The 16,844-nt window shown below is 52.8% G+C and carries 16 protein-coding genes; all 16 read left to right on the forward strand.

From position 1 onward, the window contains the following. Window positions 1-11: 11 nt before the first annotated feature. Window positions 12-596 (forward strand): aminodeoxychorismate/anthranilate synthase component II, encoded by a 585-nt coding sequence (pabA, locus tag B1748_RS29820; RefSeq protein WP_087571610.1) that lies wholly within the window; start codon window positions 12-14, stop codon window positions 594-596. Then, entirely contained in the window at window positions 593-1,534 is a 942-nt protein-coding gene (locus B1748_RS29825; protein WP_087571611.1) for an aminotransferase class IV, read from the forward strand. The genes pabA and B1748_RS29825 overlap by 4 nt, the downstream gene beginning before the upstream one ends. 170 nt (window positions 1,535-1,704) lie before the next feature. Further along, window positions 1,705-2,649, forward strand: coding sequence for a dihydropteroate synthase (gene folP / locus B1748_RS29830; protein WP_087571612.1), 945 nt, complete (start codon window positions 1,705-1,707; stop codon window positions 2,647-2,649). Between the two features lie 981 nt (window positions 2,650-3,630). After that, complete coding sequence (gene folB, locus B1748_RS29835) at window positions 3,631-4,008, forward strand: dihydroneopterin aldolase (RefSeq protein ID WP_373271312.1); 378 nt, start codon at window positions 3,631-3,633, stop codon at window positions 4,006-4,008. Further along, a complete protein-coding gene (folK, locus tag B1748_RS29840; RefSeq protein WP_087571614.1) occupies window positions 3,986-4,696 on the forward strand; it encodes a 2-amino-4-hydroxy-6-hydroxymethyldihydropteridine diphosphokinase in 711 nt (236 codons plus the stop codon). The genes folB and folK overlap by 23 nt, the downstream gene beginning before the upstream one ends. Next, window positions 4,648-4,860, forward strand: coding sequence for a helix-turn-helix domain-containing protein (locus tag B1748_RS29845; protein WP_087571615.1), 213 nt, complete (start codon window positions 4,648-4,650; stop codon window positions 4,858-4,860). Before folK ends, B1748_RS29845 begins: the two co-directional genes overlap by 49 nt. An 8-nt stretch (window positions 4,861-4,868) precedes the next feature. Continuing rightward, a complete protein-coding gene (gene dusB / locus B1748_RS29850; RefSeq protein WP_087571616.1) occupies window positions 4,869-5,909 on the forward strand; it encodes a tRNA dihydrouridine synthase DusB in 1,041 nt (346 codons plus the stop codon). 294 nt (window positions 5,910-6,203) lie between these two features. Next, on the forward strand, window positions 6,204-6,680 hold the full coding sequence (greA, locus tag B1748_RS29855) for a transcription elongation factor GreA (protein WP_087571617.1): 477 nt from the start codon (window positions 6,204-6,206) through the stop codon (window positions 6,678-6,680). A gap of 84 nt (window positions 6,681-6,764) precedes the next feature. Then, entirely contained in the window at window positions 6,765-8,279 is a 1,515-nt protein-coding gene (lysS, locus tag B1748_RS29860) for a lysine--tRNA ligase (RefSeq protein WP_373271311.1), read from the forward strand. A 412-nt stretch (window positions 8,280-8,691) separates the two neighbouring features. Beyond that, window positions 8,692-9,480: a tyrosine-protein phosphatase gene (locus tag B1748_RS29865; protein ID WP_087571618.1), complete on the forward strand. Its 789-nt coding sequence runs from the start codon at window positions 8,692-8,694 to the stop codon at window positions 9,478-9,480. Window positions 9,481-9,571: 91 nt separating this feature from the next. Further along, entirely contained in the window at window positions 9,572-11,653 is a 2,082-nt protein-coding gene (locus tag B1748_RS29870; RefSeq protein WP_087571619.1) for an S-layer homology domain-containing protein, read from the forward strand. Window positions 11,654-11,864: 211 nt separating this feature from the next. Then, entirely contained in the window at window positions 11,865-12,635 is a 771-nt protein-coding gene (locus B1748_RS29875) for a YveK family protein (protein ID WP_087571620.1), read from the forward strand. Further along, entirely contained in the window at window positions 12,616-13,305 is a 690-nt protein-coding gene (locus B1748_RS29880; RefSeq protein WP_087571621.1) for a CpsD/CapB family tyrosine-protein kinase, read from the forward strand. The genes B1748_RS29875 and B1748_RS29880 overlap by 20 nt, the downstream gene beginning before the upstream one ends. A gap of 34 nt (window positions 13,306-13,339) precedes the next feature. Further along, complete coding sequence (locus B1748_RS29885; RefSeq protein ID WP_087571622.1) at window positions 13,340-15,211, forward strand: polysaccharide biosynthesis protein; 1,872 nt, start codon at window positions 13,340-13,342, stop codon at window positions 15,209-15,211. Next, window positions 15,212-15,838 (forward strand): hypothetical protein, encoded by a 627-nt coding sequence (locus tag B1748_RS29890; RefSeq protein WP_087571623.1) that lies wholly within the window; start codon window positions 15,212-15,214, stop codon window positions 15,836-15,838. Window positions 15,839-15,858: 20 nt separating this feature from the next. Continuing rightward, window positions 15,859-16,746 carry a UTP--glucose-1-phosphate uridylyltransferase GalU gene (gene galU / locus B1748_RS29895; protein ID WP_087571624.1) on the forward strand — a complete coding sequence of 296 codons (888 nt, stop codon included), beginning with the start codon at window positions 15,859-15,861 and terminating at the stop codon, window positions 16,744-16,746. Window positions 16,747-16,844: the final 98 nt, after the last annotated feature.

Raw genomic sequence — 16,844 nt, forward strand, 5'->3', positions numbered from 1 at the left:
GGAGACGAAACATGATTTTGGTCATCGACAACTATGATTCGTTTACGTACAATCTGGTGCAGTATCTGGGAGAGCTGGGCGAGGAGATTGTGGTCAAACGGAATGACGAGATTGATCTGGCGGGCATCGAGGCGCTTCGTCCGGATCATATCCTGATCTCGCCGGGGCCGTGCTCTCCGAACGAGGCGGGCATTAGTCTGGCGCTGATCGAACGCTTTAAGGGGGTTATCCCGATTTTCGGCGTCTGTCTCGGGCATCAATCCATCGGACAAGCATTCGGCGGCGAAGTGGTGCGGGCGGAGAAGCTGATGCACGGCAAGACGTCCTTGATCCATCATGATGGCCGAACGCTCTTTGAGGGCATGGAGTCTCCATTTACCGCGACGCGGTACCACTCGCTCATCGTGAAGCGGGAGACGTTGCCGGATTGCCTCGAGATTAGCGCGGAGACGGCCGAAGGCGAGATTATGGCGCTTCGTCACAAGGAGTATGCGATCGAGGGCGTGCAGTTCCATCCGGAATCCATCATTACGGATCACGGCCACGCGATGCTTCGCAACTTCCTGCGTCATACGGCCGGAACGCTGCAACGATGAAGATCTGGCTGAACGGTAGCATCGTAGATGGGGGAGAAGCCGTGATCTCGGTATATGATCACGGCTTTTTGTACGGGCTTGGGTTGTTCGAGACGTTCCGCACCTATGGCGGGAAGCCGTACTTGCTGGAACGGCACCTGGACAGGCTGTGCGGCGGATGCAGGGAGCTGGGTATTCCGTTCGCGATGAAGGCGGATGAGCTGCGTAGGGAGATTGCATCGTTGCTGGCTGCAAACGAACTGGCCGACGGTTACATTCGGCTGACCGTCAGTGCCGGTGTTGGCGAGCTGGGCTTGCCTGCAGGCGACTACAATGCCCCAACGGTGCTGATCCTTGCGAAGTCGCTGCCGCCTGCCGGAGCGGACGCGCTGCGCCGCGGCCGGGAGCTGCGACTGCTTCGCACGCGGAGGAACAGCCCCGAAGGTACGGTGCGGTTCAAGTCGCTACATTATATGAACAACATCATTGCCAAGCGGGAGATGCTGGGATTGATGCAGGAGCGGGAGCAGCAGTCATTCCATTTACAGCAACAGGTCGTGCAGATAGCTTCGTTGCCGTCCCCTGGCGCGGAGGGGCTGATGCTGAGCCGGGACGGTTGGTTGACGGAAGGTATCGTGAGCAATCTGTTCTTCCTTCGTCAGGGCGTGATCTATACGCCTTGCATTGAGACGGGGATTTTGCCTGGCGTGACTCGAGCGCGTGTGATAGAGCTGGCGCGTGATACGGGCTATGAGGTCGAGGAAGGCTTGTACACATGGGAGCAACTGCTTGAGGCTGAGGAAGTGTGGCTGACGAACTCCATTCAGGAGCTGGTGCCGGTAACGAGGCTCAGCGACTGGGACGGTCTGGAGCGCAAGGTCGGCATCGGCGAAGCGGGAGCCCTGACGCTGGAACTGCTGGACATGTATCGATCCGACACGGAAGCGGCAACACTGTAAGAATACGTGGCGGCAGACGCGGCAAGCCGATCATGCGAGTGCCTACCCCCAGCGCTAGCACATCGGATCCTGGCGCTCGCCCAATGGCTAATGGACATGAATGGATAACTGGTGTATTCGGCCGATAGAAGTACGGAGAGTAACTGTAGCAGCAGGGAGGACGATAAGTGATGGACAGCAGGAATCAGACTGGTGGAACGCGAGAGTTGCGGGGGGAAGATACAGAGGATCGACGCGATGTCCAATTGACGGGCGCGAGCGAAGTTGCTTTTGCTCCGAACTTTCGTAAACGGAGCTACGACCTGGGCGGCGGCATACAGTTGTCGCTGGGAGATCGGACGTTGATCATGGGCATCTTGAATGCGACGCCGGACTCCTTTTCGGACGGCGGACGTTATATGGACGTGGAAGCAGCCGTGGCCCACGCCCGCAGCATGGTAGAGCAAGGCGCCGACATTCTCGACATCGGCGGCGAATCGACCAGACCGGGCTTCGACACCGTCAGCGCCGAAGAAGAAATTCGTCGCGTCGTGCCGGTTATTGCCGCAGTGCGCGCTGCGCTGCCGCATATTCCGTTGTCGATCGACACTTATAAGGCATCGACCGCCCGCGCCGCGCTGGAAGCCGGCGCGCATATCATCAACGACATCTGGGGTCTCAAGAGCGAACCCGACATGGCCGCCGTAGCGGCGGAATACGGCTGCCCCGTCATCGTCAGCCATAACAGACACGCCCGGGACTACACCGACTTCGTCCCGGACGTGCTCGCCGATCTGCGCGGCAGCATCGGCCTCGCCCTGGCGGCTGGCGTCGCCGAGGATGCCATCTGGGTAGACCCAGGCATCGGCTTCGCCAAAACCTACGAGGACAACCTCGCCCTGCTCGGTCGCCTGCGGGAACTGACGGCGCTCGGCTGCCCCATATTGCTGGGCACCTCGCGCAAGCGGTTTATCCGGCAGGCGCTGGATCTGCCGGTCGATCAGGTCGCCTGGGGCACGGCGGCGACCGTTGCGCTGGGCATCGCTCATGGCGCTCAGATCATGCGCGTGCACGATGTGCGCGAGATGAAGCTCACGGCGCTGATGGCGGACGCCATCCATTATTTGCGCGACTAAATACTAGGGGGCATTTCTCCCCCGGCTCGTCCAGTCAGGCGACTCAGTTAGCGGAGAAGCCTCGCTCGACAGTCGGGGGACTTACATAGCGGTGGGAACTCGCTGGTCCAGTCAGGCGCGACTCAGTTAGCGGTTTGAAACCTCGCTCGTCAGTCGGGCGTTCTTACTTCTCGGTGGGAACCTCGCTCTTCCGTCGAACGGCTTACTTAGCCTTGGAAACCTCGCTCTTCCGTCGGGCGACTTACTTAGCGGTGGGAACCTTACTCTTCCGTCGAACGGCTTACTTAGCGGTTTGAAACGTCGGCCGACTTATTTAGCCGTGAGATTCCCTTTCCCCTGCCCCGCGTCGTTTGTCGGCTCCCTTAGCGGGAAAACCTCCCACTAATCGCGAACGTATGCGCATTTCAGCACAAACAGAAGGAAAACCTCCCACTAATTGAGGCGATTTGCCCAGCGCATGGCTGTAGAGGGCATATTAAAGGGCGAATTTCCTGTTAATGTCGATAGATAGGTGGGTATGGAGAATTTAGAGGGACAAATTCCCTTTATTCGTCAAGCGTGCGGTTGAGTGGGGGTGTGAAGTCGACATTCTTCGGTCAAGCGTGCGGTTGAGCGGGGGCGTGAAGTCGATATTCTTCGATCATTCGTGCGGTTGAGCGGGGGCGTGAAGTCGACATTCTTCGGTCATCCGTGCGGTTGGACGGGGGCGCGAAGCCGACATTCTTCGCCAAGCGAACGTTAGAGCGAGTCGACGACACGCAGCGAAGCCGCAACTGCACGCAGCGGAGCCGGCAACTGCGCACGGCCGCAGCTGCCCGCCCGGCAAGCGCACTAACGTACACATGTGACGCCTTCAGCTTGTCTATGCCGCCAACCGAGGACCTTTAACTCTGGTTACTTTGTCGGAAGCGGCACGTATGGGGAGCGGCTCGCATTAGGGAAAAGCACATGCAGGAGGAAGGAGCAACTATAGTGGATTTGATGAAGGTAATCGGTATGCGCTTCTATGGCTATCATGGCGTATTCCCGGAGGAGAACAAGCTGGGGCAGCAATACTATGTGGATCTCGAGCTGAGCCTGGATCTGGATCAAGCGGCGCGAGAGGATGATTTGGAGGCAACAGTCAATTATGCCGAACTGCATGCATTGACGAAAAGCATCGTGGAGGGGCCGCCCTTCAAGCTGATCGAGGCGTTGGCGGGCTGCATTGCATCGCGTCTGCTGGAGACTTATACTAGGATCAACGAAGTCACGGTGCGCGTGACGAAGCCGCATCCGCCGTTCGACATTCACTTCGACGGCGTGACGATCGAGCTGCGGAGAAAGCGGGACGGCCATGGCGGCATCATCCGAGCATAAGGCGGCCTCACAGGCCCCCGCCAAGGAAGTCGGCAACGCGGGACATACCGACGCATCGCCAGCCGCTGAGGCAGCCACCCAGACCACGGCCCCGCAGCCACCCGCATCGCAATCGCCTACGGAATCGGCCGCTAGGCCGGCAACTGTCTCGCCGTTGTCGCCGCCTGTCGCCGCCTACATCGCCCTCGGCTCCAACATGGGCGACCGCGAGGCGCATCTCATGCGAGCGATTGGAGAGCTTAACAACCAGCCCGGCATCGAAGTGACGGCCGTGTCGGGCATCTACGAGACGGATCCTGTCGGCTACACCGACCAGCCGGCCTTTCTAAACATGGCGGTTGCCGTCAAGACCGAGCTGGCGCCGCTTGAGCTGCTGCGGACGCAGCTGCGGCTGGAGAGCGCCCTCGGGCGAATTCGACAAGAACGTTGGGGACCGAGAACCATTGACCTTGATCTTCTCCTGTACGATAATGTCAGAATGGATCAAGAGGAGCTGACGCTGCCGCATCCGCGCATGATGGAACGCGCATTCGTCCTTGTTCCGCTGCATGATGTGATCTCGAGTTCGCATCCGCTGCATGAGCAGGTGTCCACGACGACCGCCCGTGCGCTTCAGGCAGGAAAGGATGGCATTACGTTATGGAAAACAATCAATTGGCGCAGCGCGTCAGAGCCTTCAGGAAGCTGAAAGGCTACACACAGCAGGAGCTGGCCAAGGAGCTGGGCGTGTCGGTTGCGGTGCTTGGATCGCTGGAGCGCGGGACGCGCAGAAACGACCCGAAGCTGCTGCATCATATTGCGAAGACGCTTGGCATCAGCTACGAAGAACTGATGACAATTAGGGGGGAGTAAGGAGCGGCATGCTGAGAATCGGGGACATCCAGATGAAGAACAGAGTGGTACTGGCGCCGATGGCCGGCGTGTGCAACCCTGCTTTTCGCTTAATTGCCAAGGAGTTCGGAACCGGGCTCGTGTGCGCCGAGATGGTGAGCGACAAGGCCATTCTGCACGGCAACAAGCGTACGATGGAAATGTTGTTCGTCGACGAGCGCGAGAAGCCGCTTAGTTTGCAGATCGTCGGAGGGGACCGCGAATCGCTCGTGGAAGCCGCCAAGGTCGTCGACAAGCAGACGAACGCGGATATTATAGATATTAACATGGGCTGTCCGGTGCCGAAGGTAACGAAGTGCGACGCGGGCGCACGCTGGCTGCTGGATCCGAACAAGATCTACGAGATGGTATCCTCCGTCGTAGACGCCGTCGACAAGCCGGTTACCGTAAAGATGCGCATCGGCTGGGATGACGAGCACGTATATGCGGTCGAGAATGCCCAGGCGGTCGAACGCGCGGGAGGCAAGGCGGTTAGCGTGCACGGACGGACTCGGGAGCAGCAGTATACGGGCAAAGCCAACTGGGACATCATAAGAGATGTCAAAAATAACGTAAACATTCCAGTCATCGGCAACGGCGACGTCTTCTCGCCCGAGGATGCGCAGCGGATGCTGGACACGACGGGCGTCGACGGCGTCATGATCGGGCGCGGCGCGCTGGGCAACCCGTGGATGCTGTATCGCACGATCCAGTATTTGCAAAATGGCGAGCTGCTCGGCGATCCCGCGCCACGCGAGAAGATGGAGGTCGCGATACTCCACTTGGACCGCCTGATCGCGCTCAAGAACGAAGCGGTCGCCGTACGCGAGATGCGCAAGCATCTGGCTTGGTACCTCAAGGGACTGCCGGGCGGCGCTCGCGTCAAGGACGCCATCATGGAAGAGACGGGCCGCGACCGTATGGTGACCATCCTGGAGACCTACATTTCTTCACTGGAGAATGAAGCCGAAGGAGCTCCAACGCCTTCCGCAAGCGAGAACCACGCTATCGCAGAGGAGATTGTTCACTAAGGGAAGCGGCCTCCCATTCATATGTCGTACAAGCGGTTATTCGACATCAGTCGACAGTAACCGCTTTGTGTCGTCATGGGCTGCGAGACCGGCGGGAGCAGCTTACACCGAATAGTCTGACTTCGATTGACATTCGTGGTACGTTGCAATATAATCGTCCAATATAATCAAAGTTTTCATATAGAATGCGCTTTATCAGAGCGTTGGTCTGTACAACCCAATACGTAATATATTAAGTAACAGTGAATTCATACACGGTATGAAAATTAGTCACGCGACAGGAGAATCGGGAAGATGAACGATAAGCAAATCATTCTGACTCAAGATGGGCTCAAGAAGCTTGAAGAAGAGCTTGAGAATCTGAAGTCGGTTAAGCGTCGTGAAGTTGCCGAACGGATCAAGATTGCCATCGGTTACGGTGACATTAGCGAGAACTCCGAATACGAGGACGCGAAAAATGAGCAAGCCTTTATCGAAGGCCGCATCATTACCCTTGAGAAGATGCTTCGCAACGCGCGGATCATTAATAATGACGACATCGACATCGATACCGTAAGCATCGGTTCGATCGTGACCGTAGAAGACCTGGAGTTCCGTGACACGATGGAATACGCGATCGTCGGCACGGCGGAGTCCGATCCGCTCCAGAACAAGATCTCGAATGAAAGCCCTGTCGGCAAGGCCATCCTTGGGAAGAAGAAGGGGACGGTCGTAGAAGTGAACGTGCCAGCGGGAGTTATTCAATATAAAATCATCGATATCAAGAAATAAGGCGTGAACGCCGATTTCGAAAGCTTCCTCACAGGAAGCTTTTTGAACGTTTATGCATCTTGTGGTCAAAAGGAGATGGAAGCATTGTCGGAACAAGAGTTGAACAACGAGCAGGAGCTGAGCGAGCTTTTGCAGATTCGCAGAGACAAGCTGGATGAATTGAGGGGACTCGGCGTAGATCCGTTCGGACGGAAGTTCGAGCGCACGCATCATGCCAAGGACATTCTGACCGAGTACGAAGGCCTCAGCAAAGAAGAGCTGGAGGAGAAGTCGGTTAAAGTCAGCATCGCCGGCCGCATCATGCAGAAGCGGGGCATGGGCAAGGCGGGCTTCGCCCACATCCAGGACCTCTCCGGACGGATCCAGATCTATGTGCGCAAAGATTCGGTAGCCGAGCACAAGTTCGCGGCGTTCGATCTGCTCGACATCGGCGATATTGTAGGCGTACAGGGCACCGTGTTCAAAACAAACACAGGCGAAGTATCCGTCAAAGCGCTGGACGTCGACGTACTGACCAAGTCGCTGCTGCCGCTGCCGGACAAACATCACGGTCTTAAGGACGTCGAGCTGCGCTATCGCCAACGTTACGTCGATCTGATCGTCAACCCCGACGTGCAGCAATCGTTTATCACGCGTTCCCGCATTATCCAGTCGATGCGCAGATACCTCGACTCGCTCGGCTACCTCGAGGTCGAGACGCCGACGCTGCACAGCATCGCGGGTGGCGCCGCTGCGCGTCCGTTTATCACGCATCACAATGCGCTGGACATGCAGTTGTACATGCGGATCGCCATCGAGCTGCATCTAAAACGCCTGATCGTCGGCGGCCTCGAGAAGGTCTACGAGATCGGCCGCGTCTATCGCAACGAAGGCATCTCCACGCGTCATAATCCGGAGTTTACGATGATCGAATTGTACGAGGCGTATGCCGACTACAAGGACATCATGGCGCTGACAGAGAACCTGATCGCCCATATCGCGCAAGAGGTGCTGGGCACGACCAAGATCAACTATCAGGGCCAGGAAGTGGATCTGACGCCGCCTTGGCGCCGCGTAACCATGGTCGATCTCGTCAAAGAAGTGACAGGCGTCGACTTCGGAGTCGAAATGTCCGACGAACAAGCGCATGCGCTGGCCAAGGAGCATAAGATTCCGGTCGAGCCGCATATGACGTTCGGCCACATTCTTAACGCGTTCTTTGAAGAACGCTGCGAGTCCACGCTGATCCAGCCGACGTTCGTCATGGGCCATCCCGTCGCGATCTCGCCGCTGGCGAAAAAGAGCGAGACCGACCCGCGCTTCACGGATCGTTTCGAGTTGTTTATCGTGGCTCGCGAGCATGCCAACGCGTTCACCGAGCTTAACGACCCGATCGACCAGCGCGAACGCTTCGAGTCGCAGCTCGTCGAGAAGGATCAAGGCAACGACGAGGCGCATGAGATGGATGACGACTTCATCCGCGCGCTGGAGTACGGCATGCCGCCTACGGGCGGACTCGGCATCGGCATCGACCGTTTGGTCATGCTGCTAACCGATGCGCCGTCCATCCGCGACGTGCTGCTCTTCCCTCATATGCGGGAGCTGCGTTCGGGAGAATAATTCCGGCAGCGACAACTAACATATTTATTCGACCGCCCAGTATGGCTGGGCGGTTTTGTTGTGTTGGGCTGAATCCTTCTTTATTATGGAAAAGTTTATCAAAATAAACACCTGAAAATGCATCTTTTGCACTGAAATTATACCTGTCGACTCATGTCGAAAGTAGGAGTAAAGAGTCATTTTAATCATCAAAGTTGTCATAAACGCTTGTTAAGCGTTTTCATAGACAGATTCTTCCTTTACCCGCACGGAAGAGGTGCTATATACTAGTAATTAATGATAGAACCTCCAGTCGTAGTCTGTCTACTTATGCCGAATTGACTAATTTGATGATTCAAAAGTGTCGATTTCCGCATATCCTTTCAAAATAGCAGCCAGCGACCGATAAAGTAGTAGTAAGGAGGTTGCCATCATGATCGACATACATACGCATATTCTGCCCGGAATCGACGATGGAGCCGCAAACGCGGAAGATGTCGCGGACCTGGCTCTTGCCGCATGCGAGGACGGGATTACATTATTGATTGCAACGCCTCATCATGCAAACGGCACTTATCTCAACCCAGCTGCAGAAATACTTACACTAGTAGAAGAATGCAATGAGCAATGGCAAGAATCGGGTATACCTCTAAGGGTGTATCCCGGCCAGGAGATTCGCGTGCACGATGATTTGCTGGATGCGTGGCATCGCGGTGAGCTGCTTACGCTGGCGGGCTCCAGATTTATCCTGCTGGAGATGCCTTCGTCCCGTATTCCCAAGGGAATGTCGGAGCTTGTGCACGAGCTGGTTTTATTGGGACTGACACCGGTGATTGCCCATCCGGAACGCAATGCCGAGGTGGTCAAACATCCGGAGCGGCTGGAGGAGCTGATCGAGATCGGCGCTTGCGCGCAGGTCACGACTCATTCGCTGCTTGGGGGCTTCGGAAGACGAATCGAACAAACTTCCATGGAATTAATGAGAAGGGGCTGCATTCATCTGTTATCCTCGGATGCACATCATGTGCAGCGAAGAGGATTTCGTATGAGCGAAGCCTATTCGTTCATTGAGAGAACAATGGGAGAACAGTGGGTCGTCTACCTCAAGACCAACGCGGCCGGCATCCTGCATGACAGACCTTTTGGCGAGCAACCGTACATCGAGCACACCAGATCCGGCGGCAAGGTCAAGAAGCTGTTGTCGACCATCTTTGCGCGCTAGAGAAGAAACGCAAGACACCGTTTTACGAGGTTCCATTTGCGTCTTGCCCTAACAGGCGGGTGCATTAATTCTAATATAGAGGTGATTGAAAGTGACTTTTAAAAGAAAACTAGCGGTAACGACAATCGCGGCAAGCGTAGCGATGTCCGCATTCGCGGGAATTCCTCTCAGCAGCAAGGGGCTGTCTGAGAAGCTTGGTTTTAACAATGTAGCTTACGCTACTAATCTGTCTGACTTGATTACAAAGTCTGACAAGCTGTATGCCGAATTGGTCAAAGACACAGAAGGTCTGAATGCTGTGAATCAACTGAAAGGCCAGCTTCAAACAGCATTGGCAGATGGTACTATCGTGTCCGGGCTAGTGGCGAAGATCGCAAAAGGGAATTCTGATATTTCGAATGATCTCCAGGGTCTGCTTAATGAACTTCTTTCTAATTTGATTCCTATCGATGCCGAGGATACATTCGAATACTACGCGGGTGAGTATGCTGGTTTGCTAGGGCATATTAGGACGACGCACGGTTTGACAGCTTTGTCCGTTGAGGACTTGGCTTCCGTTATTTTGCAGCTTCAGCTGAATTTCTCTACGCTGTTGGTTGACATCAACCTGGATAATATCCTTACAATTAAAGATCAATTAAAAGCGGCGGCTACTAATGCTATCGCTTCGAACACGAATGTTGCAACATTAGCGGGTCCAACGAAGGCCGATATTACAGGCGAGGATCTAGCTGATATCTATGTTGGCTTGCAAAACAGCAGTGTTAGCAATACAACAGTTATCGCTGCCTATAACGCCCTTAACAAAGCCTACAAGGCCGCATTCCCATCGACTCCTCCATGGAGCGGCGGCATCTACGTACCTCCTGCAACTATCGATATTCCAGCCGAAGTCAAAGAGCTGGAAGAGAAATTCGAGGAGCTCGCCGAGAAGCTGGAAAACGCTAGCGACGAGGAGAAGGCTGAGCTTATCGCAGAAGCGATTGCAGAGGCGCAAGCTTTGATCGACAAACTGTCCGACCTGGCCAACTTGGTAACAGTTAGTGGCGACGTTGCAACGCTGAAACTGGACGAGAACAAGGCGCTGGCTGCCATTGCCGGTATTGGCGCAGTTGTTGCCGCTCTTGAAGAAGCGACTGGCGAAACAATCGAAAACCTGGATGTAACGGTCGATTTCGGCAACGTTGCCCAAGATAACCTTGTGGTTGCTCTATCCGACGCTGTCATGAAGAAAGCTGTTGAGGTTGGACTCACAGGCATTATTTTGAAAGTTAGCGGCTTGGAGGTTAAACTACCGGTTGGCGGTACGTTCTCCAATGTTGTAGACTTCAAGATCAACAAATCCGAGGCTACTGAAGAAGTAACCGGCGGTTTGCCAGCGGCATCCGATGTATTCGAGTTCAATCTCTCTGTGGGCGGCAAGCCGACGACAACCTTCAGCAAGCCGGTTCAAATTATATTCCCGCTTGGCGATACAACAGGCCTGGATACGGAGCTCCTGACATTAGCCAAGATTGTTGAGGAAGGTCTTGAATTCCACGGCGGCCGCGTCAAAGGCAAAACAATCATCGAGAACCGCGATTCCTTCTCGTCCTATGTAGTCGTAGAGAACTCGGTTTCCTTCGACGACACGGCAAGCGTAGACGCATGGGCTGGCCGCGCAATCGAGGTTATTGCATCCAAGGGCGTTATTCATGGCAAGCTGGAAGGTCAATTCGACCCATCGGCCAAAGTAACTCGCGCACAATTCGCGAAAATGCTCGTTCGCGCGCTTGACCTGAACAACCAGGCTGCAAAAGAAAAATTCGCGGACGTGGAAGATGACGCATGGTACGCTCCTTACATTGCTGCTGCTTCCGAGAACGGCATTATCTATGGCCGCTCCGCAACGAGATTCGATCCGCATGCCGAAGTTACACGCGCGGAGATGGCTACGATGGTTGCACGCGGTCTAAAAGCAACGAGCGGTGCAGCAGACATTGAAGATGTCGAAAAAGCGCTGCAAGCTTTCGCCGACGCGGAGCAAATTAACGAAACGCTGAAGCAAGGCGTGGCGTTTGCTGCCGAACATAGCATTGTAGTAGGCAACGGAGGCAAGTTCGCTCCTAACGCAAGCGCAACACGCGCTCAAGCTGCAGTTATCATCTACCGTGCATTCAACTTTGAGGTTTAATTAAAAGTTGATCGTACATTGCCCTGAGTCATAAACTCAGCAAGAAGTTTTCAATGGAATAATCTTCCTCCCATGTGGATGGGAGGAAGATTTTTTCGCGATTACCGCCATTGTTGTAGTAATATATCGGATCATAGGTTAATATTAGGATATTCATAGTTCAAAAGGCATGAAAAAGAGATTTGTGTTGTGCCTAATGGAGGAGTATTAAGTGTCAAACGAACTAGATTTGCGACAGTACATGACTATTATTCGCAAGAGACTCCCATTCATACTCATACTCGTTCTTCTCAGCTCCGCGGCTGCGGCCGTATTCAGCCTGTTCTTTAAGGATCCTCTATATGAAGCCTCGACGAAGATCATCGTTAATCAGACCCAATCGCAGCTAACGACAGGACAGCTGGACTTGAACCAAATAAATACGAATATTCGCATGATTGATACATACAAGGAAATCATCAAGACGCCGGCTATCCTGGATAAGGTCGAAGAAGGTTACCCTGAGCTTGGGTTAACGGCTGAGCAGTTGGCGCAAAAGATCAAGGTCAGCTCCGTTAATAACACGCAAGTGATGACGCTGGTCGTGGAGGATACGGAATATCGTAAAGCGGCGGAGACCGTAAATGCCGTGTCGAATGTGTTCCGCGAGGAGATTCAGCATATTTTCAAGGTGGAGAACGTGTCCATTCTAAATGAGGCGGATCCGACGCGCGAGCCTGGGCCCGTATCGCCAAACGTGCCGCTTAATATCGCCATTGCATTCGTCGTCTCATTAATGGTTGGCGTCGGTATCGTCTTCCTGCTGGAATACCTCGATGACACGATTAAGACGGAAGCGGATGTGTTGGAATATCTGGATCAACCAACACTAGCCATGATATCCAAGATGGGTGCGGAGGATTCGGGACAGGATCAATCGCGCAAGAAAGCCAATAAACCTTACGTCAGGGGGGAATTAGAGCGTGTCACGGTCGAAAAATAAACGTCAGTTGATTACCCTTACGAATTCCCGTTCTCCGATATCGGAGTCCTACCGGGCCCTGCGTACGAACATAGACTTCTCCTCTATCGACGAGAAGCTGCAGGTCATTATGGTTTCTTCTGCGGGACCGGGCGAAGGTAAGTCGACGACGATCGCGAATCTCGCGGTCGCTTACGCACAGTCAGAGCGCAATACGCTGTTGATTGACGCCGATCTGCGGAAGCCTACTGCCCATCATACCTTCTCCGTTTCCAACAGATGGGGACTATCGTCCGTTATCTCGAAGCAATGCACCATCGAAGAGGTTGTCCAGATGACGGATATCCCGAATCTGAATGTCATGACGTCGGGGACAATCCCGCCAAATCCGGCGGAGATGTTAGGCTCTAACCGGATGTCCGCGATTATTGAACATCTCAAGTCGCAATACGACGTCATCCTGATCGATACCCCGCCATTGCTAGCCGTTACGGATGCTCAGATCGTAGCAAGCAAGTGCGACGGAGCTATCTTGGTCGTCGACCAGGGCAAGGTAAAGCGCGACATCGCCAAAAAGGCGATCCAAAACCTGCAGGCTGTAAATGCGCGTATACTGGGTGTCGTACTGAACAACGTGAAGCGCAAGGCCAATGAAGAAGCTTACTACTACTATTACGGAACACAGGAATAAGCGGGATTTATACGAGAGCCGGAGGTGAAATGGGATGAGTGTACGGAGAAGGAATTTTATCATTTTGGTGGTTGACTTTCTAATCATATGGGCGTCAATAGTCATTGCTTATTTGTTCCGATTCAATGCAGACATCCCTCCCGGCTATGTCTCGCAATTATTTGTATTTGCAGCAGCCTCGACCTTGGCCGTCAGCTTAACGTTCGCTTACTTCGATATGTATAGGCGGATGTGGCAGTATGCCAGTATTGGCGAAATAATTGGGTTAGTGAAAGCAGTAATAACGGGTATTGTGCTAGCCTATCTATGGACTTACTTGATTACAGGCAATCGAGTGCCGTTGTCGATCACGACTAGAACGTTAGAGACGATGCTGTTGTTTATGGGAGGCTCGCGCTTTATATGGCGGCTTATCCGGGTTAACCGATCAGCCAAGAATGAGATGAAAACGAATATATTGGTCGTGGGAGCAGGCGATTGCGGGGCGCTTATTGCCAAGGAAATAATGACGAATCGCAGCTTTATCCAAAGCAAGCTTGTTGGCTTTATCGATGACGATCCTTACAAGCGCTATATGCAGGTCATGGGTTATCCCGTGTTCGGCGGTCGTAGCGACATTGTAGATGTTGTGAAGATGCATCATGTTCATGACATCGTCATTGCCATGCCGTCTTCCAAGCGAGCGGAGATTAGCGACCTTATTAATATATGTATGACGACAGGCGCCAAGGTCAAGATCATACCGGCAATCGACGATATTATTACCGGCAAGCTGGCGATCCAGACGTTGCGTAATGTCGAGGTCGAAGACTTGTTGGGCAGAGAACCCGTCAATATTGATTTAAATGGCGTCATGGATTATGTAACGGGCAAGATTGTCCTGGTTACGGGCGCGGGCGGTTCCATCGGTTCGGAGCTTTCCCGTCAGATCGCCTCCTTCTCTCCAAGCAAGCTATTGCTTCTGGGGCATGGCGAGAACAGTATCTACACCATCGAGATGGAGCTTAGAACGAGGTTCGCCCAGGTTGCCATAGAGACCGTTATTGCTGACATACAGGATCGAGAGCGTATGGATCAAGTATTCGGACAATTCATGCCGCAAGTGGTCTTCCACGCGGCTGCGCATAAGCATGTTCCTCTCATGGAACGCAACCCGTCCGAAGCGATCAAAAATAATGTGTTCGGTACTCGCAACGTCGCAGATGCGGCGGACAAGCACGGCGCGTCACGTTTCGTTATGATCTCCTCCGACAAGGCAGTCAACCCCACTAGCATTATGGGCGCGACGAAACGAATCGCCGAGATGTACATACAGAGTATCAATAATACTAGCCGCACCCAATTCGTAGCTGTTCGATTCGGCAACGTGCTAGGCAGCAGGGGCAGCGTCATCCCTCGCTTTAAGGAGCAGATCGAAGCCGGCGGTCCCGTGACGGTAACCCATCCGGAGATGGTTCGTTACTTCATGACGATTCCGGAGGCCGTTCAGCTTGTCATTCAGGCTGGCGCATTCGCACGCGGCGGCGAAATCTTTATCCTGGACATGGGCAAGCCGGTCCGTATTCTGGATTTGGCCAAGGATCTGATTCGTTTGTCCGGGCTGGAGCCGGATGTCGACATACCGATCCGCTTTAGCGGCTTGCGCGAAGGCGAGAAGCTGTACGAGGAGCTGCTGACCGAAGCCGAAGCGACTACGGCAACCCAGCATGAGCGCATCTTCGTAGGCAAGGCTCAATCTCTCGATCGCCAAGAGCTGGAGCTCAAGCTTTTGCATCTTAAGAACATTATCGGCTCCGAGCCGCAAGTTGTGAAGGCTGCCATTGAACAATTAGTACCATTCTTTATACAGGAACATGTTGCATTTACCCTTGAGCCTGAGTTACAACATGATCGGAGGGCGATCTAGATGAGACAACGCAAACCAAAAATGAAAACTTGGAAAAAGGTTCTGATATGGGCAGGCTCCATTATTGTGGTGCTTGGAATAGGTGGTCTATTCGCCGCCAACTATGTTATGGACAAAATGATTGCACAGCTTTCCGCTAGTTTGGAAGACGAGCTGCTGGAAGAAGTCATTACTACACCTACTGACGCTCCAAGCGGTGGCGGGGACGGGACTGTAGATCAGCCCGCGACTAGCGAGCCGGATGGCGAGGGTTCAGAGGGGCAGGTTGACTCGCCTAGCAGCTCGAGTGGTCAAAGCAACGAATTTAATAATGGGGTTAATTCCGGTTCAATGAATGGTTACTCCGCAGAGATCTCAACGGACAAAGCGAAGGACGTACAAGATAAAATAACAGTTTCAGAAAAGGCGCAACTAGCCTCCGTATTCTTAAAACAACTTAGCATGGATGATATTAAAACACTTCAAGAGCTTGCCGGTGGTGGTCTTAATCAAGAAGAAAAAAAGGAAGCACGCACACTTATTCTAAATCGTCTTACTCCAGAGCAGTACGACGGGCTTATTAAAATTGCCAAGAAGTACGGTATGAGTCAAGGAAGAAGCTATGAAGAGGTATCTAAGGAACAGTAGCTCTGATAGGAGGAGATGAGATGCGAGTAAGGAAAGCTATTATTCCGGCTGCGGGATTAGGCACACGCTTTCTTCCAGCTACTAAAGCAATGCCTAAAGAAATGATGCCAATTGTCGATAAGCCAACTATTCAATACATTGTCGAAGAAGCCGTCGAGTCGGGCATTGAGGATATTATTATTGTTACGGGCAAAGGTAAAAGAGCTATAGAAGATCATTTCGACAACTCTTTTGAATTAGAGCAAAATTTGTTGGAGAAGGGCAAGATGGACCTATTAAACGAAGTTCTGAAGTCTTCCAGGATGGTAGACATTCATTACATTCGACAAAAGGAAGCGAAAGGGCTCGGTCATGCCATTTGGTGTGCCCGTAAGTTTATTGGCAATGAGCCCTTTGCTGTTCTTCTTGGTGACGATATTGTACAGGCTGAGAAGCCCTGTTTAAAGCAAATGATTGAACAATATGATCGGTACAGTTGTTCTATAATTGGGGTTCAAAGCGTTCATGAACATGAAGTGTCCAGATACGGTATCGTAGATGGCAAAATGATTCATGACCGCTTATTTAGTGTTAGTGGGCTTGTTGAAAAGCCGAGAATTGAGGATGCGCCTTCTAATATTGCAATAATGGGTCGATACATATTAAGCCCTAAGATTTTTGAGATATTAGAGAGTCAAGCACCGGGAGCCGGTGATGAGATTCAATTGACTGATGCTATTGCTGCTTTGAATCAATATGAGGCTGTATATGCCTATGATTTTGAAGGTACTCGATACGACGTTGGCGAGAAGCTAGGATTTATTAAGACCACAATAGAAATGGCGCTAAAGAACGATGGTTTGAAAGAAGAGTTAATTAATTATCTCTATACTGTACTGGACAAGCACATGGAGAAAACAAAAGTATAATTTCCCTTACAGTAACTAGTAATATGAACTTATTTGAGTATAGATTGCTAATTCTATAAATCTTCTTGCAAACTTCTGAATTAATATAAAATCCATGG

Source organism: Paenibacillus sp. MY03 (genome assembly GCF_002165585.1).
Classification (GTDB): Bacteria; Bacillota; Bacilli; order Paenibacillales; family Paenibacillaceae; genus Pristimantibacillus; species Pristimantibacillus agaridevorans.